Below are 20,577 nucleotides of genomic sequence, written 5' to 3'. Positions count from 1 at the left end.
AGTCCGCAATGTTAAGGAATTGATATCCATCATAACACCGGTCGCGGCGGCGAAGATAGCCCGCTATGGCGCCTTGTACAGGCTCATGCCGAAGCGTTCGGTGCGCGGCAGCCAGTTGCCCTCGATGTCGGCCGAGGCCAGCACGCGCTCGGCGCGGCCGATCAGCAGCGCGCGCGGCACCAGGCCGATGTAGCGCGAGTCCTCGCTGTTGTCGCGGTTATCGCCCAACATCATGTACTGGCCGGCTGGTACGGTGACGGCGGCGAAGTCGCGCCGCGCGATCACCCGCGGCAGGATCTGGATCGCGTGGCTGCGGCTGTCGCCGCCCAGCGATTCGCCCAGGCGCACGGCGTCGGTGTCGCCGATGCCGGCGAGGGTTTCGGTGGCGGTGCCGATCGGCGCGTAGCTGGCCGGCTGGCCGTTGATGACCAGGTTCTCGTTGCGCATCTCGACCCGGTCGCCCGGCACGGCGATGATGCGCTTGATCAGGCGCGTGCCGTTCTTCGGCGAGGAGAACGTGACGATGTCGCCGCGTTGCGGCTCGCCGGTGGCGCCGAGCACGATGTCGGTCAGCGGCACCTTGACGTTGTAGGCCAGGCGATTGACGAAGACGACGTCGCCCTCGAGCAGGTTGGGGCGCATCGACGCGGACGGGATAGGATTCCAGTCCGCGACGGCGGTGCGGAAGATCCCGAACAGCATCAGGAACATCAGAAAGCCTTTATTCGCGCGCAGCCATTTGTTCATCACGTCTCCGATTTGCGTGGGGTGGGGGAGACGTGATCATGTGGCGAAAAAATTAAGCCTGGCTTAGTGTGGTTTTTTCTGCACCAGCGCGCTGCCGATGCCGTGGCGGCGGCCCTCGCTGACGGCGGTGACGGTGCCGTCGGGGTTGAACACCAGCGCGTTGGCGGCGCCGATTTCCTCCGGCGTGGCGCTCCAGCGCTGGCCGCTTTTTTCCAGCGCGACCGCCTGCGCGCTGCCGGGGAACCCGGGCTCCACATCGGTCGCCTCGCCGTTGCGCTCGGACAAGCGCGGCGCGTTCAACGCGTCCGGCATCGCCATGCCCAGGTCGACGTGGTTGACGATGGTCTGCAGCACGGTGGTGATGATGGTGGCGCCGCCCGGACTGCCGATGGAGAACGCCGGCTTGCCGTTCCTGAACGCCAGGGTCGGCGACATGCTGCTGCGCGGCCGCTTGCCCGCCTCCGGCACGTTGGGACGCGGGCCGGAGAAATCGAAATCGGTCATCTCGTTATTGAGCAGGAAGCCGTAGCCCGGCACCACGATGCCGCTGCCGCCCCAGTCTTCGATCGTGTAGGTGTAGGCGACGATATTGCCGTCCTTGTCCGACACCGTCAGGTGCGTGGTGTGCGCGCTTTCCTTGAGCATTTTGACGGGGGAGGCCGTGGCGGGGCGCAGCGGCACGCTCTGGTCGGACTGGAACGCGTACGGATCGCCGGCGGCCGCCGGCTTGCGCGCCTGCGCCGGATCGATCTGCTGGCGGCGCAGCGCGGCGTAGTCTTTGCTCAGCAGGCCCGCCACCGGTGCGTCGACATATTCCGGGTCGGCCAGATAGGCGTTGCGGTCGGCGAAGGCCAGGCGGCTCGCCTCCAGATACAGGTGCTCGGCGCGCGCGCGCGGCATCGATTTGAGGTCGTAGCCTTCGAGGATATTGAGCGCCTCGGCGATGGCGATGCCGCCGGAACCGGGCAGCGGCATGCCGTAGATGTCGTAGCCGCGATAGGTGCTGTGCACCGGCTGTCGCAGCCGCGCTTCGTAATTGGCCAGATCGGCCAGGGTCATGTTGCCGCCCCGGACCCGCACATCCGGCGCGGTGGCCGGACGGTTGACCGCGTCGACCACCGCGCGCGCCATTTTGCCCGAATAGAAAGCCTTGACGCCGCCGGCCGCCAGTTCGCGATACGCCTTGGCCAGGTCGGGATTGCGCAAGGTGCCGCCGGCCGCGACGGCCTCGCCGTTTTTCAGGTACAGCGCGGCGGTGGCGGGGAACATGGAGAACTTGGCTTTGTTCTCGCCCGCCATGCGCGAGAAATTCTCGCTGACCGCGAAGCCGTCGGTGGCGACCGCGATGGCCGGCGCCAGCACCTGCTTGAACGACATCGAGCCGTAGCGGTCCAGCGCCTCGTGCCAGCCGCGCACCGTGCCGGGCACGCCAACCGACATGCCGCTGTCGCGCACCGTCTCGAACTTCATCGGCGCGCCGTTTTCCTGGAACACGGTGGGCGTGAAGCCGGCCGGCGCCGTTTCGCGGTGGTCGATGGTGATGACGCGCTTGTCCCTGGCCAGGTAGATCACCATGAAGCCGCCGCCGCCGATGCCGCAGCTGAACGGATCGGTCACCCCCAGGGTGGCGGCCGCGGCGACGGCTGCGTCGATGGCGTTGCCGCCCTGGTCGAGAATGGCCAGCGCGGCCCGCGACGCCGGCTCGCTGATGGTCGCGACGGCGCCGCCGGTGCCGGTGACGACCGGGGTTTTGGTCCATGCCGCGGACGGCAGGACCAGGGTGGCGATAAGCGAGTAGAGGAGGACGGTGCGGGCGGGATGGCGGTCAGGTGTCATGAGGGGCGCGGTGTCGGGTCTGAGGGTGGCGTGTTGCTCACTCTCAAGCTTACCCGATAATCCGGCGCCGGTTCATTTTTTGCTGGGACCGCTTGCGGCTCGACGCCGGCCAGCGCGAAGGTCAGGCCGTCCTGGGTCACGCTGGTTTTGCCGTTGGGCATACTGTCGGACAGCACGAAATTGCTGGTCGTGCCGTCGGCCTTGGTCAGGGTGAAGCTGTAGCTGATGTAGCCGGCCCAGACGCAGACGGCGCCGACGCGGCAGCGGCTGTCGTTGACGCGTTCGAGCTTGATGGTGGGCGCGGTGGCGCCGCCGGCGATGCCTTGGGCGGCGGCCGGGGTGATGACGGCGCTGGCGCCTTGCTGCAGCACGTACGTGGTATTGAACGGTTTGTTGGCGGTGGCGCCGGCGCGGCCGTTGGCGGTGCCGCAGGCGTACAGCATGGCCATGACGCCCATTATCACGGGCAGAACGATCAGCTGCCGCAGTATTGTCTTGATCATGCGCGACCTCTTGAATGCAAAGTGGCCGTTAGCTTAGCAAAAGTATCATTTTGATGGCGCACGAACCGCATGCCGCCACGGTTTGCGCAATAAAGGCCACGCGCGGTGGATAAGCTGCGTAGAATGTCTGCTCTGAATTATTTTTGGATTAAAGACATGAAAAAAACGGGCCTGGCAAAGAGTGACGCCAAAAAGTTGATGGGCAAGATGGCCGGGCCGAGCGCGGCGACCTTCGGCAAGGTGGCCGAGGTGGTCGACAAGCGCGAGCAGCGCCGGCGCGATCAGGCGGCCGGTCTAGTGCCGTTCGCGGTGAAGTTGAACGGCGACCTGGTGGCGCAGTTGAATGCGCAAGCCACCGAGCGCGGCGTCGATATGAATCAGTTGGTGGCGGAGTTGCTGGCCAAGGGTTTGGCCGGCGCGTAATTTCCGAGGCACCAAATAAAAAAGCCGCGCGGTTCGCACCGCGCGGCTTTTTGCTTAAACGCCCACGTTTTATACGAAGGCGGCCAGCGAGCCCTTCATTTTCTTCAGCGCGGCCGATTCGATCTGGCGGATGCGCTCCGCCGACACGCCGAACTCGTCGGCCAGCGTATGCAAGGTGGCGCCGGAGCCGTCGTCGTTGGCCAGCCAGCGCGCTTCGACGATGCGGCGCGAACGCGGATCGAGCTTGCCCAGCGCCTGCTCCAGACCTTCCGATTGCAGACGGGTGACCTGTTCCGCTTCCAGCACGCGGGTCGGCTCGCTTTGCTCGGACGACAGGTAGGCGATCGGGGCGAACTTGTCGTCCTCGTCGTCGTTCGGCGATTCCAGCGCGATGTCGCGGCCGCTCAGGCGGGTTTCCATCTCGATCACTTCTTCCCGTTTGACATCCAGCAGCTTGGCCAGGTTGTCGATCTGCGCCGGGCTCATCGCATCCAGGCCGGTCTTGTGGCTGCGCAGATTGAAGAACAGCTTGCGCTGTGCCTTCGTCGTCGCCACTTTGACCAGGCGCCAGTTTTTCAGGATGTACTCGTGCATCTCGGCTTTGATCCAGTGCATCGCGTACGACACCAGGCGTACGCCCTGGTCCGGGTCGAAACGCTTGACCGCTTTCATCAGGCCGATATTGCCTTCCTGGATCAGGTCGGCGTGCGGCAGGCCATAGCCCAGATAGCCGCGGGCGATCGACACCACCAGACGCAGGTGCGACAACACCAGCTCCTGCGCGGCGCCCAGGTCGTTATTGTCCTTGAGGCGCTTGGCCAGCGAGATTTCATCGTCGTGCGTCAGCATCGGCAGGCGATTGACGGCGGAAATATAGGCGTCCAGGTTCCCCAGGTTGCCAGTGAACCCGAGTCCCAAAGCGCCCTTGTTGGTGGGGACCAACGCAGCAGGTGCGGACATCATAGTCATTTTCATTCCTTCGCTCGAAGATTGCCTAGTCTCGATGGGCCGGGGCCATAAGACGGAAATATTGCCTAATTACCATTTCCGCAGAGTGTTATGAACTCTGCAGTTTTCATATATTAGCACTCTCCTCGGTTGAGTGCCAATCACCTTATTTTTATCGCCACGATAGTAAAAATACTATCGGGTTGGTTTGAACAATGGCTTTTGATAAACACAGCATGCGCCATGGAGCTTAGGCCTGACTTAATGCAGAACGGGGGGGATGTGTAGATGGTAGGCGGGTGCGGCGGGGCTTTCCGTGCGCGGGCGCACGGAAAGGCGGACAGAATCAACGGGGCGATTAATTCAGGCGGGACAGGTGGCGTTGCACCGACAGCAGCGCGGCGATCAGGCCGAGGCCGGCCGAGAGGGCCAGCAAGAACGCCATCATCGGCGGTTGCAACGGCACCAGCTGGAATTCGGACGCGTACAATCTTGCGAACTCGGCGATCGCGACGTTCAACGGGCGCAACGCCAGCGTCACCGCGCCCAGCGCCAGCCCGCCGGCGCACAGGCCCAGCAGCGCGCCGGTGTAATAGAAGGGGCGGTGGATGAAGCTGTCGGTCGCGCCGATCAGCTTGGACACCAGGATTTCCTCGCGCTGCGTCATCACCTGCAGGCGGATGGTGTTGAAGATGACGGCCACCACCACGGTGCCGAGGGTTACCGCCAGCAACAGCAGTCCCAGATGCAGGATATTCAGCAGTGCCGCCAGGCGCTTGACCCAGGCCGAGTCGACCTGCACCGTGTCGACGCCGGGCAGGGCGCGGATCTGCTCGGCCAACTGGTCGACGTCGCCGCCGGACTGGGCCAGGCGGAAGGCGTCCAGCTTCAGCACATAGCTGTCCGGCAACGGGTTTTCGCCCAAGGTGGTCAGCACGTCGGCCAGGCCGCTTTTCTCGCGCATGCTCTCCAGCGCTTTCTCGCGCGGGGTGAAGATGATTTTGGCCTGTTTGTCCGGCAGCGTCTGGCGCAGCTGCACGGCCAGCGCCTCGGCCTGCTCGCGCGGCGTCTGCTGTTTGACGAAGACGCTGATTTCCGGATCGACCGACAGTTGCTCGGACATGGGGCGCACGTTGTCGAGCAGGGTCACGCCGGTGAACGGCAGCGCCAGCGCGATCGCCACCACGATGATGTTGAACAGGAAACTACCCGGCGAGCGGCGCAAATGCACCAGCGCGGCGGACAGCGCGTAACGGTGTTGGCGGAACCAGTATGTCATGCCGCCACCTCCAGTTGACCCTGGTTAAGGTGGATGACGCGCGCGGCCGCGTCGAGCATCTGCTCGTCATGGCTGGAAATCAGGCAGGTGACGCCGACCGAATGGAAGGCCTTGAGCGCGTCGAGCACCTTGTTGGCGCTGGCCCGGTCGAGGTTGGCCGTCGGCTCGTCGGCCAGGATGACCTGCGGCCGGTTGACGATGGCGCGCGCGATCGACACGCGCTGCTGCTCGCCGCCGGACAGGGCCAGCGGATGCGAGCTGGCGCGGTCGGCCAGGCCGACCTTGTCGAGCGCGGCGCGGGCGCGTTGCTCGGCCTGGTGGTGCGAGGCGCCCGTCACCAGCAGCGGCAACATGACGTTGGCCAGGATGGTGCGGTCGTTGAGCAGGCGTTGTTGCTGGAAGATCAGACCGAGATTGCGGCGCAGAAACGGCACGGCGGCCGGCTTGATGCGCGCGATGTCCTGGCCGTTGACGATGACGTGGCCGGCCGTGGGCCGCTCGATGGCGGCGATCATCTTCAACAGCGTGGATTTGCCGGCGCCCGAGGGGCCGGCAAGAAACACCAGTTCGCCTTTTTCTACCGTGAGCGAGATGTCGCGCAGCGCCATCGCGTCGGGGGAGTATTGTTTCGAGACGTTCCGGAATTCAATCATGTAATGGGGGTTATCCGAGCAATTTGGGGAAAACTACGGCAGCAAAGCATCGACGAACTCGGTGGCCACGAACGGCTGCAAGTCTTCGATTTTTTCGCCGATGCCGATGAAATACACCGGCACCGGACGCACGCGGGCGATCGCCGCCAGCACGCCGCCCTTGGCGGTGCCGTCCAGTTTGGTGATCACCAGGCCGGTCAGCTTGAGGGCGTCGTCGAACGCTTTCACTTGCGCCAACGCATTTTGCCCGGTATTGCCGTCGATAACCAGCAGCGTTTCGTGCGGTGCGCCGTCCATGCCCTTGCCGATGACGCGCTGCACCTTCTTCAACTCTTCCATCAGGTGCAGCTGGGTCGGCAGGCGGCCGGCGGTGTCGATCATGACCACGTCGAGGCCGCGCGCCTTGCCGGACTGCACGGCGTCGAACGAGACGGCGGCCGGGTCGCCCGACGCTTGCGAGATGACGGTGATGTTGTTGCGCTGGCCCCAGACCATCAATTGCTCGCGGGCGGCGGCGCGGAAGGTGTCGCCGGCGGCCAGCAGCACCGATTGGCCGTTCGATTGCATGTGCTTGGCCAGCTTGCCGATGGTGGTGGTCTTGCCGGCGCCGTTGACGCCGGCGATCATCATCACCATCGGCTGATGGCGGCCCAGCTCGAACGGACGCTGGAGCGGGGTCAGCAGTTCGACCATCAGCTGCTTGAGCGCGGTCTTGACGGCGGCGGCGTCGAGCAGCTTGTCGTCCTTGACCTTTTGCTTGAGGGCGTCGAGCAGGTATTCGGTGGCGTCGACGCCGGCGTCGGACATCAACAGCGCCCCCTCGAGCTCGTCGTAGAGGTCGTCGTCGATCTTGGCGCCGACAAACAGCAGCGACAGGTTATTGGAGGTTTTGGACAGGCCGGCCTTCAGCCGCGTCATCCACGACTGTTTCTGCGCCGGCTCCTCGATCGGCATCAGCGCTTGCTGGACGTAGCTGTCGCTGGCGGCGGGGCTGGAAACAGAGTTGGAAACCGGGCTGGAAACAGAGCTGGAAACCGGGCTGGCAATCGGGCTGGCAATCGGGCTGGAAATCGGCTGGCGCACCGGCGCCGGCGCGGGGATCTGGACCTCTGGCGCCTCGGGGGCGACAGGTTTTTTCTTGAAGAAACTAAACATGGATATGTGGTTGGGGGCGCTTCAAGCTGATGCCCGGCAGCGCCGGACACGGGGAAATGCGGCTATTTTACCAGAGCGCGGCCGGGCGCCCGCGGGCCGCTACCGGAATGACAACTTTTTCAGCCGGTCGCGACGTTGGCGTTGCGCATGCGCCATTCGGCGATGGCGGCGCTGATGTCGGACAGCGCGAACACCCGCACATAGGATGGACGGCGCCGTTTGAGCGCGGCGTTGCCGCCGCCGGCCCACAATTCGACGCTGCCGTTGAGGCGCGTATGCAGCTCGGCCAGGCCGTCGAGCGCTTGGCGCGGATTCATCGCCACCGAGAACGACAGCGCGATGATGTCGACCCGCTGCACCCGCGCCGCCTCGACGATGTCGAGCAGCGGCGTCTGCACGCCCAGCGAGATGCAATGCGCCCCTTCGGCCACGCACATGGCTTCGGCCATCAGCAGTCCCAGCCCGTGGCGTTCCTGCGGCAGGGTGGTCAGCATGACGCGCGGCGCGCCTAGGTTGCTGGCGGCCGCCTGCGGCATGGCGAAGATGGCGCTGCGCATCACCACCGTCAGCGACTCCGTGTACAGGTGTTCCTCGAACGTGGCCAACTGGCCGCTGGCCCAGGCGTCGCCGACCAGGGAGGTCAGCGGCGCCACCAGGTCGATGACGAAACTCTTCAAACCCATCATCAGCAAGGCTTGCGACAACTGGCGGCGCAGCGCCTCCATTTGATGGGTTTTGCACAAGTCGAGATAGCGCTGCAGCTCGGGCGGCGGCAGCGACGGGCCGTTGGCGCCGGTGGCCTGTCCGGTCAAGGTCTGCAATTCCTCCGCGCTGAACTGGATCACCTTGCCGGGACGGAAGCCGAGGTCGATCAAGCGCTTGACCAGACGCAGCTTCTGCACCTGCTCGATCGGGTAGACGCGCTCGCCGTTGGGGTCGCGCAGCGGTTGCGGGAAGTCGTAGCGGCGCTCCCATACCCGCAGGGTTTCCTTGGCAACGCCGGTGTCTCGCTCGACGTCGCTGATCGTGCTCGGAACTGGTTGTGAAGAAACAGTAGTTGTCATTGGGAATCTTAAGCGGTTGCCGTTGGTCGACGGCCGCGAGTGTTGGCACAGGGTCGGGGTGCACGGCGCTGGAAGCGGTTCTGATCCGGCGCGACCTGCATTTTACCTTCGTTTTGCACGCAAAAGTTTCCACATCCAAAGCTCAGTGGGATGCGTATAAGCAGTACTAAAGAGCTTGTCCACGACATGCTGTTGACATTGAGAACTAATTAACAGATTATCGCCTTTGCCCATGAGTTGTCCTGGACAAAATATTTTGTAACGGTGGAAAATAATGAAAATAGCTGTTGTTGGCAGCGGAATTTCCGGGCTCTCCTGTGCGTATCGCTTGGTCCAAGCTGGTCATGAGGTCGTGCTGTACGAGGGCGGGGGCTATTTCGGCGGCCATAGTAATACCGTGGATGTGACTTTCGAAGGTCGAACCCACGGGGTCGACACTGGCTTCCTTGTTTTCAATAATCACACCTACCCGCATCTGACCGCGCTGTTCGCCGAGCTGAAGGTGGACACGGCGGCCAGCGACATGGGTTTTTCGATCAAATTGCCGATCGGCGGTCGGCTGCTGGAATGGGCGGGCGGCAATCTGGACCAGGTATTCTGTCAGCGAAGCAATTTGTTGCGACCCGCTTTCCTGCGCATGCTGCGCGATATCCTGCGCTTCAACCGGGCCGCGACGGCGCTGGCCCTGGCGCCACAGTCGATGCCGCAGGTGTCGCTTGGATCATACCTTGATGCGCACGGTTACAGCGCACAGTTTCGCCATTGGTACCTGTTGCCCATGGCGGCCTGCATCTGGTCGTGCCCGTCGGAGCGGATGCTGGCCTTCCCGCTGGCCAGCTTCGTCCAGTTCTGCCACAACCACGGCCTGTTGCAGGTGAACGACCGGCCGCAATGGCGCACGGTGCGCGGCGGCTCGCGCCGGTATGTCGAGCGCCTGCTGGCCGGCATCCCCGAGCGGCATTCGAATACGCCGGTGACGGCGATCGCGCGCACCGCGCACGGCGTGGCGCTGCGTTCGGCGCAGGGCAACGCGCTGTTCGATGAAGTGGTGCTGGCCACCCATAGCGACCAGTCGCTGGCGCTGCTGACCGACGCCAGCGAGGAGGAGCGCGGCGTACTGTCGGCGGTGGCCTACCAGGCCAACCGCGCCGTGCTGCACACCGACACCAGCTGCCTGCCGGAGAATCGCAAGGCCTGGTCGGCGTGGAATTACCAGGGCAGCGGCGGGGATGGGGCGTCGGCGCGGGTCTGCGTGCACTACCTGTTGAACAAACTGCAGCCGCTGCCGTTCGAGCAGCCGGTGATCGTCTCGCTCAATCCCCTGGCGCCGCCCGACCCGCGCAAGGTGCTGCGCGAATTCGACTACGCCCATCCGGTGTTCGACGCGGCGGCGGTCGACGCGCAACGGCGGCTGCCGCGCATACAGGGCCGCAACCGCGTGTGGTTCGCCGGCGCCTGGACCGGTTACGGCTTTCATGAAGACGGCCTCAAATCGGGGCTGGCCGTGGCGTCGGCCATCGCCGCGCGCGCGCAGGTCGCCCATGCCGCCTGAGCTTTCAGCGCCTTCGGCCGCGCCGCAGCTGTGCTTCGGCCAGGTGCGGCATCGGCGCCTGCGGCCGGTGCGCCACGGTTTTCACTACGGGATGTACTTCATCCGCCTGCCGCTGCGGACCTTGGGACGGCAGGATTTCGGCTGCCGCCTGTTCGCGCGCAACCGCTTTAATCTGCTGTCGTTCCACGACGCCGACCATGGCGACGGCCGCCAGCCCTTGCTGCAGTGGGTCGATGGCCTGCTGGCGGCGGAGGGCGTGCGCGACGCCGATGGCGAGGTCTGGCTGCAAACCATGCCGCGCGTACTGGGCTACGTGTTCAATCCCGTCTCGTTCTGGTTCTGCCATCGCGCCGACGGCACCTTGCGCGCCATCGTCGCCGACGTGCACAACACCTTCGGCGAGCGGCATTGCTACCTGCTGGAGAACGGCGGCGCCATCGGCGCCGGCGAGGAACTGGCGGCGCGCAAGATCTTTCACGTCTCGCCGTTTTGCGATGTGCGGGGCGGCTACCGCTTCCGCTTTTTCCGGGGCCTGCGCGCCGCAGGGCCGCACGCCGGGCAGGAATACACGCTGGCGCGCATCGATCACGACGACCACGCCGGACCGTTGATCGAAACCAGTCTGTCCGGCCGCGCCGGACCGCTGGACAACCGCAATACCGTGCGCGCCTTCTTCACGTATCCGCTGATGACCATCGGCGTGATCGTCCGCATCCATTGGCAGGCCGCCAGGCTTTGGCTCAAGCGCGTGCCATTCTTTTCAAAACCACTACCGCCTCAACAGAAAGTATCACGATGAGCACAGAATCCCTCGCCACCGCGGCCGCCCCCTTGTCGTTGCCATCGCCGGCGCCGTTGTCCTGCCACGCGCCCGCGCATGGCGGCAACACGCCGGCCGCCGCCCGCGTGATCCTCAAGCTGCTGCGGCGCCTGAAGCATGGCGCGCTGCTGCTGCAGCGGCCGGACGGCGGCTTCGAGGTGTTCGGCGACGGCTCCTTTCCGATCGCGCTGGAGCTGAAAAACTGGAATCTGTGCGGCGCGGCCATGCGCTCCGGCGATATCGGCTTCGCCGAGGCGTTCATCGCCGGCGACTGGAAGACCGATAACCTGAGCGGCTTGATCGAACTGTTGATACGCAACCGCGACGAGTTCGAGCAACTGGTGTATGGCAGCTGGTGGGGCAGCCTGCTGTACCGGATCAAGCATCTGATGAACCGCAATTCGCGCGCCGGCAGCCGCAAGAACATCCACGCCCACTACGATATCGGCAACGCCTTCTATCAGTTGTGGCTGGACCCGACGATGACTTATTCGAGCGCGATCTTCCGCGACGGCGACGGCGGCGACCTGGCCACCGCGCAGTTGGCCAAGTACCGCCGCATCGTCGGCGCCTTGAACCTGGGGCAGGGCGCGCGGGTGCTGGAAATCGGTTGCGGCTGGGGCGGTTTCGCCGAAACGGCCGCGCGCGAGGCGCGGGCCCACGTCACCGGCCTGACCTTGTCGACCGAGCAGTTGGCTTATGCGACGCAGCGGCTGGCCGAAGCCGGACTGGCCGCGTCGGCCGATCTGCGCCTGTGCGACTACCGCGACTGCGACGGCCAGTTCGACGCCGTCGCCTCGATCGAGATGTTCGAGGCGGTCGGCGAGAGCTATTGGCCCAGCTACTTCGCCTGCGTGGCGCGCAATCTGAAGCGCGGCGGGCGCGCCTGCATCCAGACCATCACCATCGACGACGGTTTGTTCGAGCGCTATCGCAAAGGCACCGACTTCATTCAGCAGTACATTTTCCCCGGCGGGATGCTGCCGTCGCCGTCGGAGTTCCGGCGCCAGGCCGGCCTGCACGGCCTGCGGGTGGTGGACGAATTCTGCTTCGGCATCGACTATGCCGACACGCTGCGGCAGTGGCGCGCCAGTTTCCTGGCCCGGCGCGCGGAGGTGGAAGCGCAGCGCTTCGACCAGCGCTTCATGCTGACATGGGAGTTCTACCTGGCCTACTGCGAGGCCGCCTTCCGCGCCGGGAATACCGACGTGATGCAGTTCACGCTGGTGAAGGATTGAGGGTGCGCGTGGCGAAGGCCTGGCGTGTGGCCATGGCGGCGCTGTGCGCGCTGATGTTGTCGGCCGGGCCGTTCGCGCGCGCGGCGGAAGCGCCGGCCCACGTCGAACGTGAGCTGGGCGCCGCGCGGCTGGCGGGGCAGGGCGTGTTCACTTATTTCGGGCTGTCGATCTACACGGCCGAATTATGGGTAGGCCCGAAGGGCTACCGGCCGGCGGCGAAGGACGCCGCGCCCTACCTGCTGGATTTGCGCTACGCCCGCGAGATCGACGGCCGCAGGATCGCCGAGGCCAGCGCCGCGCAGATGGAGAAGATAGGCGCGGGCAGCGCGGCGCAGCGCGCCGCGTGGCGGGAAAAGATGCTGGCGATTTTCCCGGACGTGAAGGAGGGCAGCCGCTTGAGCGGCCTGTTCCTGCCGGGCGAGGGCGTGCGTTTTTACCGCGACGGCAAGCCGCTGGCGACGGTGGCCGATCCGGCCTTCGCGCAGGCCTTCTTCGACATCTGGCTCGACGCCGCCACCAGCGCGCCCAAACTGCGCGAGGCGCTGCTGCGCGACGCCGCGCCGAAATCGTGAAGCCCGATTCCGCGCCCGCCTCCTCCGCCGCCGCCGGAGGTGGCGCTGTACGCCCGCCATCGCTGCCGGTGACGGCGATGCTGTATTACGGTTTGTTCGGCCTGCCGCTGGCGATGCTGGCGCTGCCGATCTACGTCTACGTGCCGCGGTTTTACGCGCAGCGCGGCGCGTTGACCCTGGCCGTCATCGGCGCCGCGCTGCTGGCGGCGCGCACGGTCGCGGCATTCATCGATCCGCTGCTGGGTTGGTGGATCACGCGCGCTGGCGGCGCCTACCGGCGCGCGGTGCTGGTCGCGCTGCCGTTGCTGGTCGTTGGCTACGCCATGCTGTTCCATCCGCCGCCGCTGACCGGCGTGTCGGCGTTGTGCTGGTTCCTGCTGTCGCTGATGCTGGTCTACACGGGCTTCAGCCTCGCCACCATCGCCCACCAGAGCTGGGGCGCAGCGCTGACCCAGCTGCCGGGCGAGCGCTCGAAGCTGGCGGCGGTGCGCGAGAGCTGCGGGCTGCTCGGCGTGATGACGGCCGCCGTGCTGCCCGCCGTCTTCGACTACGATGCGTTGAGCTATGCCTTCGCCGCCACGTTGTTGGCGGGCGCGGCGTGCCTTCTATATATGGCTCCGCAGCCGCCCGTAGCCGTGACGGACGCGGCGGCGGCGCCGTTGCGCTTCGCCGAACTGTCCGCGCCGTTCAGGCAGCGCCGCTTCCGCGCGCTGTTCCTGGTGCTGATGGTGAACGGCGTCGCCGCCTCGATTCCCGCCACGCTGTTCCTGTTCTTTGCCGAGGACCGCTTGCGGCTCGGTTCCAACGCCGGCCTGTTCCTGCTGCTGTATTTCGTTAGCGCGGCCGCGTCGATGGCGGCCTGGCCGGCGGCCGCGCGGCGCCTTGGCGAGGCGCGGGCCTGGGTCGCCAGCATGCTGCTGACGGCCGCCGTCTTCGTCTGGGCGTACTGGCTGGGCCCCGGCGACGCCGTGTCGTTCGGCGTGATCTGCGCGGTCTCCGGCCTGGCGCTGGGCGCCGACCTGGCGTTGCCGCCGGCGCTGCTGGCCGGCGTCATCGCCAGCGCCGGCGACAGCGGCCGGCGCGAGGCCGCCTACTTCGGCGTGTGGAACTGGGGCGTGCAAATGACCTTGGCGCTGGCGGCCGGCGTGGCCTTGCCGGTGCTCGCATGGCTGGGCTATACGCCCGGCACGGGGCAGGGCCTGGGGGCGTTGTCGTCCGCCTATGCGCTGCTGCCTTGCTGTTTAAAACTGATCGCGGCCGCGCTGTTGTGGCGCGCGCCGCTACGCGATTGCTGAACTGGAGACCACACCATGAAAATAACCCGCCTTTGCGCCGCCACGGCGATCGCCTGCGCCTTCCTGCTGAACGGCTGCTCGCTGCCCGTGCAGCCGGACCACTACGCGCAGCAGACGCCGAAGCTCGATATCCAGCGCTACTTCAACGGCACCCTCGACGTGCACGGCATGTTCCAGAACCGCGCCGGCACGGTGGAGAAGCGCTTCACGGTGCTGATGCGCTGCAGCTGGAACGGCGATGTCGGTACGCTCGATGAGGAATTCGTCTACTCCGACGGCGCCAGGCAACGGCGCGTCTGGACTTTGCGCAAGGTCTCGGAGGGGCGTTACATCGGCACGGCGCCGGACGTTGTCGGGGAGGCGAAGGTGGAGGTGTCGGGCAACGCGATGCGCTTGCAGTACGTGCTGGCGCTGCCGGTGGGCGACAAGGTTTATAACGTCGACTTCGACGACTGGATGTATCTGATCGACGACCGCGTGATGCTCAACCGGGCGCAAATGAGCAAGTTCAATCTCGGCCTTGGCAGCCTGACGGTGGTGTTCAACCGGCGCGACGCCCAAGGGGCGCGCTGATGGCCATGAACCATGTGATCGAGGACTGGGCCGATCAATATGTCTGGATCGTCGGCGCGTCGACCGGCATCGGCGCCGCCACCGCCCGGCTGCTGCTCGACAAGGGCGCCCATGTGGCATTGTCGGCGCGCCGGCAGCAGGCGCTGGACGATCTGGCCGCGGCCGATGCGCAAGCGCAGCCACGAACCTTGGCGGTGGCGCTCGATGTCACCAGCCACGCCAGCGTGGTGCGCGCGCGCGACGAGATACTGGCCAGCTGGCCGCGCATCGATCTAGTGCTGCTGGTGGCCGGTGGTTATAACGAGATGCGCGCCGACAGTTTCGATCTGGCGCAGGCGAATCAGCTGATCGATCTGAATCTGCGCGGCGTCTTCAATTGCCTGGCGCCGGTGCTGCCGATGCTGATCAGGCAGGGCGGCGGCGGCATCGGCATCGTCAGTTCGGTGGCCGGCTACAGCGGCTTGCCGAAGGCGCTGGTCTACGGCCCGACCAAGGCGGCGCTGATCAACCTGGCCGAGTCGCTGTACTTCGATCTGCACCCCAAGGGCATCGGTGTGTATCTGATCAATCCTGGTTTCGTCGATACGCCGCTGACCAAGGGGAACGACTTTCCGATGCCGGGATTGATGCAGCCTGCCGACGCCGCGCGGGAACTGGTGCGCGGTGTCGAGCGGGGCGCGTTCCATATTCATTTTCCGAGGAAGTTCACCAACACGCTGCGGTTCGCGCGGCTGCTGCCGTACCGGATGTATTTCTGGCTGATCGCCAAGGTGACGCGCTTATGAACGACATGCAGGCGGCGTTGCGCCGGGTGATCGTGTTTTACGAGACGTTGATGCCGGCGACGCTGCCGGGCATCGTCGATGTCTACGCGGCCGACGCGGTGTTCAAGGACCCGTTCAACGACGTCGGGGGACACGCGGCCATCGTCAAGGTCTTCGAGCATATGTTCCTGCGCCTGCGCGAGCCGCGGTTTGTCGTGCTCGAGCACATGGGGCGCGGCGACCAGGCGTTCTTGACGTGGGAGATGCGGTTCCGCTTCGTCCGCTGGCCGGAACGGCCGCAGGTGATACGCGGCGCCACGCATGTGAGGTTCGATGGCGAAGGCAAAGTCGTGCTGCACCGCGACTATTGGGACGCGGCCGAGGAATTGTACGAAAAGCTGCCGCTGCTCGGATCGGTGATGCGGTATCTGAAGCGCTCGGCAGCCCGGTAATCGCCGGCTATAAGGGCCGGACATGAGTTTTGCTCATGCACGGCAGCGCTTGGGCGCACGCGGCCGCCTCCCTTGTTTGGGGCGGCAATGTGTCGAATTGGTGCGTGATGTGTCGTTTCTGTGCAACACGTAGCAATTTCTTACAAATTCCTGATGCACCGCAATAGTTGCCGTACGGACAGAATTTATGACTAGTTTACTCCTGTAACACTATGATCATCGTTGGTTGGACGGCTATTTTGCGGTATTTCCAAGCCAAACATTGTCGCGGGTTGTTAGCTTATTACCATTGAGTGCGGAGGTTCCGGTCGGGGCTTCAGTATAAAATAGCGCCAGAAATAGCAAAGTGGCTATTTTTACTTGGTCCGACAACGATGTAGTACGCATGCATTGATCTTGCATTTGTCACTAGGGCGGTCCGCAAAACGGGTCGCTGCATGAAGTTCATCGTGCGGAAAACTGGGCTAGTTCGCTTGCTCGGCATGAAATATTGCGATGCGTTAAAATACGGATGTTTTGAAAGTCTGACAAGGACATCGACGTTGCAGCATGAACGTTTTTGCACTTGATGGAGTCGTCGAGCATCAGTATAGTGCCGCCTCCGGTGCCTTTGCGCACCGCGAACCTGCGAGCGTCGATTAAATCGGCCGCAACTTAAGTGAGCGCGTTCCGCCTGATGGGACCGCACAGTGGCAGCTGGGGAGTTTGCCCTCACGCACATACGGCGCCTGCTGGTGACGCCGATAAGCACCGTATTTAGCCGCACTACTAGCTATACCTTTTTACAGCAACACAACTGAAGGAAACACGTAATGAAAAAATCCCTGATCTCCATCGCCATCCTGGGCGCCCTGAGCAACGTAGCTATGGCGCAATCGAACGTCACCATGTACGGCATCGTCGATGCCGGCCTGACCTCCGAGCGTGGCGGTGCTGCTGGTAACAAGACTGCAGTACAAAGCGGCGTGGCTTCGGCTTCGCGCATCGGCTTCAAAGGCACCGAAGACCTGGGCAGCGGCTTGAGCGCGATCTTCAAGCTGGAAGCCGGCGTTAAAATCGACGACGGTTCGCTGGACAACGCCAACAACCGCCTGTTCAACCGCGAAGCCTATGTTGGCCTGAGCTCGAAGACCGCCGGTACCCTGACCATCGGTCGTCAGTACACCCCTTACTACGAAACCCTGCGCGACGTGGCTGACCCGTTCGCAATGGGCTACGCTGGTACCGCTAAAAACCTGTTCCCGGTCGCCGGCAACATGACCCGTGCCGACAACGGCGTTGTGTACAAAACCCCATCGCTGTACGGTTTCTCGGCTGCCGCTTCGTACAGCCTGGGCGAAACCGCTGGCGATTCGGCTGCACAGCGTCAGCTGGGCGCGTCGATCGGTTACACCAACGGTTCGCTGAACGTCGCTGCCGCTTACAACAACCGTAACAACGACACCGCTACCGTTAAAACCAACAGCATCGGCCACAACAGCCTGATCGCCGCGAACTACGACTTCAAAGTTGTTAAAGTGTTCGCAGCCTACGGTCAAGACAAGGGCCAGAACAGCGCGCCTCTGGCTAACACCACCAACCCATTCGGCTACACCGTTGCTCCAGTCGCGTCGCAAGACAGCGCTGACGCACTGGTCGGCGTAACCGTTCCAGCCGGTAACGGCGTTGTCATGGCTTCGTACATCCGTAAAAACGATAAAGAAGCCGCTAACAACGACGCAAGCCAGTGGGGCGTTGGCTACTCGTACAACCTGTCGAAGCGCACCAGCGCTTACCTGGCGTACGCTAAAATCAAAAACAAAAACGGCGCAGCTTACACCGTTGGCAACAACACCGAAGTTGGTTCGGGCGACAAAGCCTTCAACATCGGCGTGAAACACAGCTTCTAATCTGTTCATTCAGAGTTAGTATCAACAACGGCTGCCTGGTGCAGCCGTTGTTCTTTTCTGAAAGCGGTTTTACTGATGACGACGACCATGATGATGAAACGACGCGCCATATTCGCCGGCGCCATGCTGATCGCCTCGTGCGCCGTGCTGGCCGCGCCGAAGGCGGCGCGCAAGCCGTCCGCCCATGCCGGCCTGCCGCGTTACGGCATGGTGGTGTTTTCCGATTTGTGCATCAATGGCGAGAGCGGCGAATTCGGCGGCCAGCGCATCACCTTGCAGCGTTTCGCGGAAGTCGATACCGTGTTGTACGAGTACACGGCGGGCGGGTTGAGCTGGCCGGTGGTGGCCAGCGACGTCAATATCGATCCGCGCGGGCGGCAGATGTATTTCACCGTGCGTCCGCCCGATGAGGAGGAGCGCACGATCAGCGGCAAGATCGCCGACGGCGGCAAAACCCTGGTGCTCGACGGCGGCTATTGCGGCGACGAGGCGGTGCCGATGCGCTTGCCGCTGGTGACCGATTTCGGACGCAAGGCCGGCACCTGCAAGGTTTGCCCGCCGAACAAGAAAGACAAAGAGAAGGTCGACGAGGCGCCGGGAAACCAGGCGCCGTCGTGACCGTCAATTAATTTGCGCGTTCCGCCGTGGATTTTTTTGCCGCCTCGGCGTTCTTGCGGATGGTTTCCAGCGTGGCGCCGGGCGTGATCAGGTTGCCGTCGTAGCGCAACTCGATCAGCGCCGGCAGATTGCGGCCGTTGGCGTGGGCCAGCGCGCGCTCCAGCGCCGGGCCGAAATCGGCCGTCTTGTCCACCACTTCCCCGTGCGCGCCATACGCCACCGCCAGCGCGGCGAAATCGGGATTGTGCAGCTCCGTGCCCGAGACCCGCCCCGGGTAGTCGCGCTCCTGGTGCATGCGGATGGTGCCGAACATGCCGTTGTTGAAGACGATGATGACCACCCCCGCCTTGTACTGCACCGCCGTGGCCAGCTCCTGGCCGTTCATCATGTATTCGCCGTCGCCGGCGAAGGTGATCACGGTGCGTTTCGGGTCGATGATCTTGGCGGCGACGCCGGCCGGCACACTGTAGCCCATCGCGCCGCTGGTCGGCGCCAATTGCGTGCGCATGCCGCCGTAGCTGTGGAAGCGGTGCGCCCAGGTGGCGTAGTTGCCGGCGCCGTTGGTGATGATGGTGTCGTGCGGGGCGATCCTGTCGATCTGTTGCACCACCTGCCACAAGTCCAGCGGCGCCTTGCCGTCCTGGAAAATCGCCGGCTGCAGCTGCCATGCCGCCAGATCGGCCTTGGCTTCGGCCACCGACGCGCTCCACGCGCCGGCATCGAGCGGCGCCATCGCCGCCAGCATGGCCGCGATCTGCGGCATGCCGCTGTTGATCATCAATTCGGCCTGGTAGACGCTGCCCAGTTCCTCGGCGTCGGCGTGGACGTGGATCAGGCGCTGGGCCGGCACCGGCGCCGAGATCAGCGCGTAGCCGCCGGTGGTCATCTCGCCCAGGCGCGGGCCGATGGCGAGGATGACGTCGGCCTCGCGCACGCGCGCGGCCAGCTTGGGGTTGACGCCGATGCCGACATCGCCGATGTAGTTGGGATGGGCGTTGTCGAGCAAGTCCTGGAAGCGGAACGCGCAGCCCACCGGCAGCTGGTTGGCTTCGGCGAAGCGCTGCAGGTCGGCGCAGGCTTGCGCGTTCCAGCCGCCGCCGCCCAGCAGGACCAGCGGCTTTTTGGCGCTGGCGAGCATGGCGCGCAGCACGTCGATCTGCGCCGCCGACGGCGACGCCTGCACCGCCTGATAGGCGCGCGTGTCGGCCACCGCAGCCGTGTCGATCAGCATGTCCTCCGGCAGCGCCAGCACCACCGGGCCCGGACGGCCGCTGGTGGCGACCTGGAAGGCGCGCGCGAGGTATTCGGGAATGCGCTCGGCGCGGTCGATCTGCGCCACCCATTTGGCCATCTGGCCGTACATGCGGCGGTAGTCGATTTCCTGGAACGCTTCGCGGTCGATGAAGTCGTTGCCGACCTGGCCGATGAACAGGATCATCGGCGTCGAGTCCTGGTAGGCGGTGTGCACGCCGATCGAGGCGTTGGTCGCGCCCGGGCCGCGCGTGACGAAGCAGATGCCCGGCTTGCCCGTCATCTTGCCGTAGGCGTCGGCCATGAAGGCGGCGCCGCCCTCCTGGCGGTTGATGATGAAGCGGATGTCGGAGTCGTGCAGCGCGTCGAGCACGTCCAGGTAGCTTTCGCCGGGTACGCCGAAAGCGGTGTCGACGCCGTGGATCTTCAGGGCGTCGACCAGGATCTGGCCGCCGGTGCGGGTTGGGTGCGTCATGTTCTCGCCTTTAGGGTATAGGTGGCATGATTCTACGGCCGGGCAGGGGACGGCGCTTTTCAAATGGCGACATCAAATTATAGAATTACCGGGCCGGCTGGTACAATACCGCCTGAAGCAAGCCAGACAGCCGCTGGCCAGCGCGTAATGCCTGGCGGGAGGAAGGTCCGGACTCCATAGAGCGGGGTGACGGTTAACGGCCGTCCGCCGAAAGCCGCAAGCGCAAGCCCAAGGTATAAGGCGAGGAATAGGGCCACAGAGACGAGCGTATTAAGTTACGGTGAAACGCGGTAACCTCCACCTGGTGCAATTCCAAATAGGCACGCGATGATGCTGCTCGCGGAGCGTGCGGGTAGGAAGCTTGAGCGCTGGAGTAATCCAGCGCCTAGAGGAATGGCTGTCATAGCGCGGGTTCGCCCGCGCCGTAACAAAATCCGGCCTATCGGCTTGCTTCAACTTACACACATAGA

The 20,577-nt window shown here is 64.6% G+C and carries 20 protein-coding genes and 1 other RNA gene; 12 read left to right on the top strand and 9 right to left on the bottom strand.

The window, feature by feature from the left end:
- Window positions 1-63: 63 nt before the first annotated feature.
- From lepB to BMX85_RS10120, 3 genes are all read right to left on the bottom strand, one after another.
- Window positions 64-747: a signal peptidase I gene (gene lepB, locus BMX85_RS10130; RefSeq protein WP_090316628.1), complete on the bottom strand. Its 684-nt coding sequence runs from the start codon at window positions 745-747 to the stop codon at window positions 64-66.
- A 63-nt stretch (window positions 748-810) separates the two neighbouring features.
- Window positions 811-2,583, bottom strand: coding sequence for a gamma-glutamyltransferase (gene ggt, locus BMX85_RS10125; RefSeq protein ID WP_090316626.1), 1,773 nt, complete (start codon window positions 2,581-2,583; stop codon window positions 811-813).
- Entirely contained in the window at window positions 2,580-3,086 is a 507-nt protein-coding gene (locus BMX85_RS10120) for a hypothetical protein (RefSeq protein ID WP_090316622.1), read from the bottom strand. Before BMX85_RS10120 ends, ggt begins: the two co-directional genes overlap by 4 nt.
- Window positions 3,087-3,242: 156 nt before the next feature.
- On the opposite strand from BMX85_RS10120, the gene BMX85_RS10115 reads away from it, so the two are divergent.
- The gene (locus BMX85_RS10115) at window positions 3,243-3,509 is read left to right on the top strand and encodes a hypothetical protein (RefSeq protein WP_090316620.1); all 267 of its coding nucleotides are present in this window, start codon (window positions 3,243-3,245) and stop codon (window positions 3,507-3,509) included.
- A 69-nt stretch (window positions 3,510-3,578) separates the two neighbouring features.
- Here BMX85_RS10115 and rpoH read toward each other — a convergent pair whose 3' ends face one another.
- The 5 genes from rpoH to BMX85_RS10090 form a co-directional block, all read right to left on the bottom strand.
- Window positions 3,579-4,472: an RNA polymerase sigma factor RpoH gene (gene rpoH, locus BMX85_RS10110; protein WP_090316617.1), complete on the bottom strand. Its 894-nt coding sequence runs from the start codon at window positions 4,470-4,472 to the stop codon at window positions 3,579-3,581.
- A gap of 343 nt (window positions 4,473-4,815) precedes the next feature.
- Window positions 4,816-5,736: a permease-like cell division protein FtsX gene (gene ftsX, locus BMX85_RS10105; RefSeq protein WP_090316615.1), complete on the bottom strand. Its 921-nt coding sequence runs from the start codon at window positions 5,734-5,736 to the stop codon at window positions 4,816-4,818.
- Window positions 5,733-6,389, bottom strand: coding sequence for a cell division ATP-binding protein FtsE (locus BMX85_RS10100; RefSeq protein ID WP_090316612.1), 657 nt, complete (start codon window positions 6,387-6,389; stop codon window positions 5,733-5,735). The genes ftsX and BMX85_RS10100 overlap by 4 nt, the downstream gene beginning before the upstream one ends.
- A gap of 33 nt (window positions 6,390-6,422) precedes the next feature.
- A complete protein-coding gene (ftsY, locus tag BMX85_RS10095) occupies window positions 6,423-7,544 on the bottom strand; it encodes a signal recognition particle-docking protein FtsY (protein ID WP_090316609.1) in 1,122 nt (373 codons plus the stop codon).
- Window positions 7,545-7,663: 119 nt separating this feature from the next.
- The gene (locus tag BMX85_RS10090) at window positions 7,664-8,608 is read right to left on the bottom strand and encodes a MerR family transcriptional regulator (protein WP_090316607.1); all 945 of its coding nucleotides are present in this window, start codon (window positions 8,606-8,608) and stop codon (window positions 7,664-7,666) included.
- A gap of 274 nt (window positions 8,609-8,882) precedes the next feature.
- Here BMX85_RS10090 and BMX85_RS10085 point away from each other — a divergent pair, with 274 nt between their 5' ends.
- The 10 genes from BMX85_RS10085 (at window position 8,883) to BMX85_RS10040 (ending at window position 18,381) form a co-directional block, all read left to right on the top strand.
- The gene (locus tag BMX85_RS10085; protein ID WP_090316604.1) at window positions 8,883-10,160 is read left to right on the top strand and encodes an NAD(P)/FAD-dependent oxidoreductase; all 1,278 of its coding nucleotides are present in this window, start codon (window positions 8,883-8,885) and stop codon (window positions 10,158-10,160) included.
- On the top strand, window positions 10,150-10,959 hold the full coding sequence (locus tag BMX85_RS10080) for a DUF1365 domain-containing protein (protein WP_090316601.1): 810 nt from the start codon (window positions 10,150-10,152) through the stop codon (window positions 10,957-10,959). The genes BMX85_RS10085 and BMX85_RS10080 overlap by 11 nt, the downstream gene beginning before the upstream one ends.
- Window positions 10,956-12,218, top strand: coding sequence for an SAM-dependent methyltransferase (locus BMX85_RS10075; protein ID WP_090316598.1), 1,263 nt, complete (start codon window positions 10,956-10,958; stop codon window positions 12,216-12,218). Before BMX85_RS10080 ends, BMX85_RS10075 begins: the two co-directional genes overlap by 4 nt.
- A 2-nt stretch (window positions 12,219-12,220) precedes the next feature.
- Window positions 12,221-12,790 (top strand): chalcone isomerase family protein, encoded by a 570-nt coding sequence (locus BMX85_RS10070; protein WP_229210376.1) that lies wholly within the window; start codon window positions 12,221-12,223, stop codon window positions 12,788-12,790.
- Window positions 12,787-14,085, top strand: coding sequence for an MFS transporter (locus BMX85_RS10065; protein ID WP_229210375.1), 1,299 nt, complete (start codon window positions 12,787-12,789; stop codon window positions 14,083-14,085). The genes BMX85_RS10070 and BMX85_RS10065 overlap by 4 nt, the downstream gene beginning before the upstream one ends.
- Window positions 14,086-14,100: 15 nt before the next feature.
- On the top strand, window positions 14,101-14,658 hold the full coding sequence (locus BMX85_RS10060) for a DUF3833 domain-containing protein (RefSeq protein WP_090316592.1): 558 nt from the start codon (window positions 14,101-14,103) through the stop codon (window positions 14,656-14,658).
- Window positions 14,659-14,663: 5 nt separating this feature from the next.
- The gene (locus BMX85_RS10055) at window positions 14,664-15,443 is read left to right on the top strand and encodes an SDR family NAD(P)-dependent oxidoreductase (RefSeq protein WP_090317669.1); all 780 of its coding nucleotides are present in this window, start codon (window positions 14,664-14,666) and stop codon (window positions 15,441-15,443) included.
- Complete coding sequence (locus tag BMX85_RS10050) at window positions 15,440-15,874, top strand: nuclear transport factor 2 family protein (RefSeq protein WP_090316589.1); 435 nt, start codon at window positions 15,440-15,442, stop codon at window positions 15,872-15,874. Before BMX85_RS10055 ends, BMX85_RS10050 begins: the two co-directional genes overlap by 4 nt.
- A gap of 812 nt (window positions 15,875-16,686) precedes the next feature.
- Window positions 16,687-17,763, top strand: coding sequence for a porin (locus tag BMX85_RS10045; RefSeq protein WP_090316585.1), 1,077 nt, complete (start codon window positions 16,687-16,689; stop codon window positions 17,761-17,763).
- Between the two features lie 87 nt (window positions 17,764-17,850).
- Window positions 17,851-18,381 (top strand): hypothetical protein, encoded by a 531-nt coding sequence (locus BMX85_RS10040; protein ID WP_090317666.1) that lies wholly within the window; start codon window positions 17,851-17,853, stop codon window positions 18,379-18,381.
- A gap of 7 nt (window positions 18,382-18,388) precedes the next feature.
- Here the strand turns inward: BMX85_RS10040 and BMX85_RS10035 are convergent, their stop codons facing one another.
- The gene (locus BMX85_RS10035; RefSeq protein ID WP_090316582.1) at window positions 18,389-20,107 is read right to left on the bottom strand and encodes a thiamine pyrophosphate-binding protein; all 1,719 of its coding nucleotides are present in this window, start codon (window positions 20,105-20,107) and stop codon (window positions 18,389-18,391) included.
- 114 nt (window positions 20,108-20,221) lie between these two features.
- Here BMX85_RS10035 and rnpB point away from each other — a divergent pair.
- Window positions 20,222-20,565, top strand: an RNA gene (gene rnpB, locus BMX85_RS10030) — RNase P RNA component class A.
- Window positions 20,566-20,577: the final 12 nt, after the last annotated feature.

The sequence above is a fragment of the Duganella sp. CF517 genome (assembly GCF_900110275.1).
Taxonomy (GTDB): domain Bacteria; phylum Pseudomonadota; class Gammaproteobacteria; order Burkholderiales; family Burkholderiaceae_D; genus Rugamonas.
Note: the sequence above shows the minus strand (reverse complement) of the source record. Positions and strands in the feature narration are given on the sequence as shown.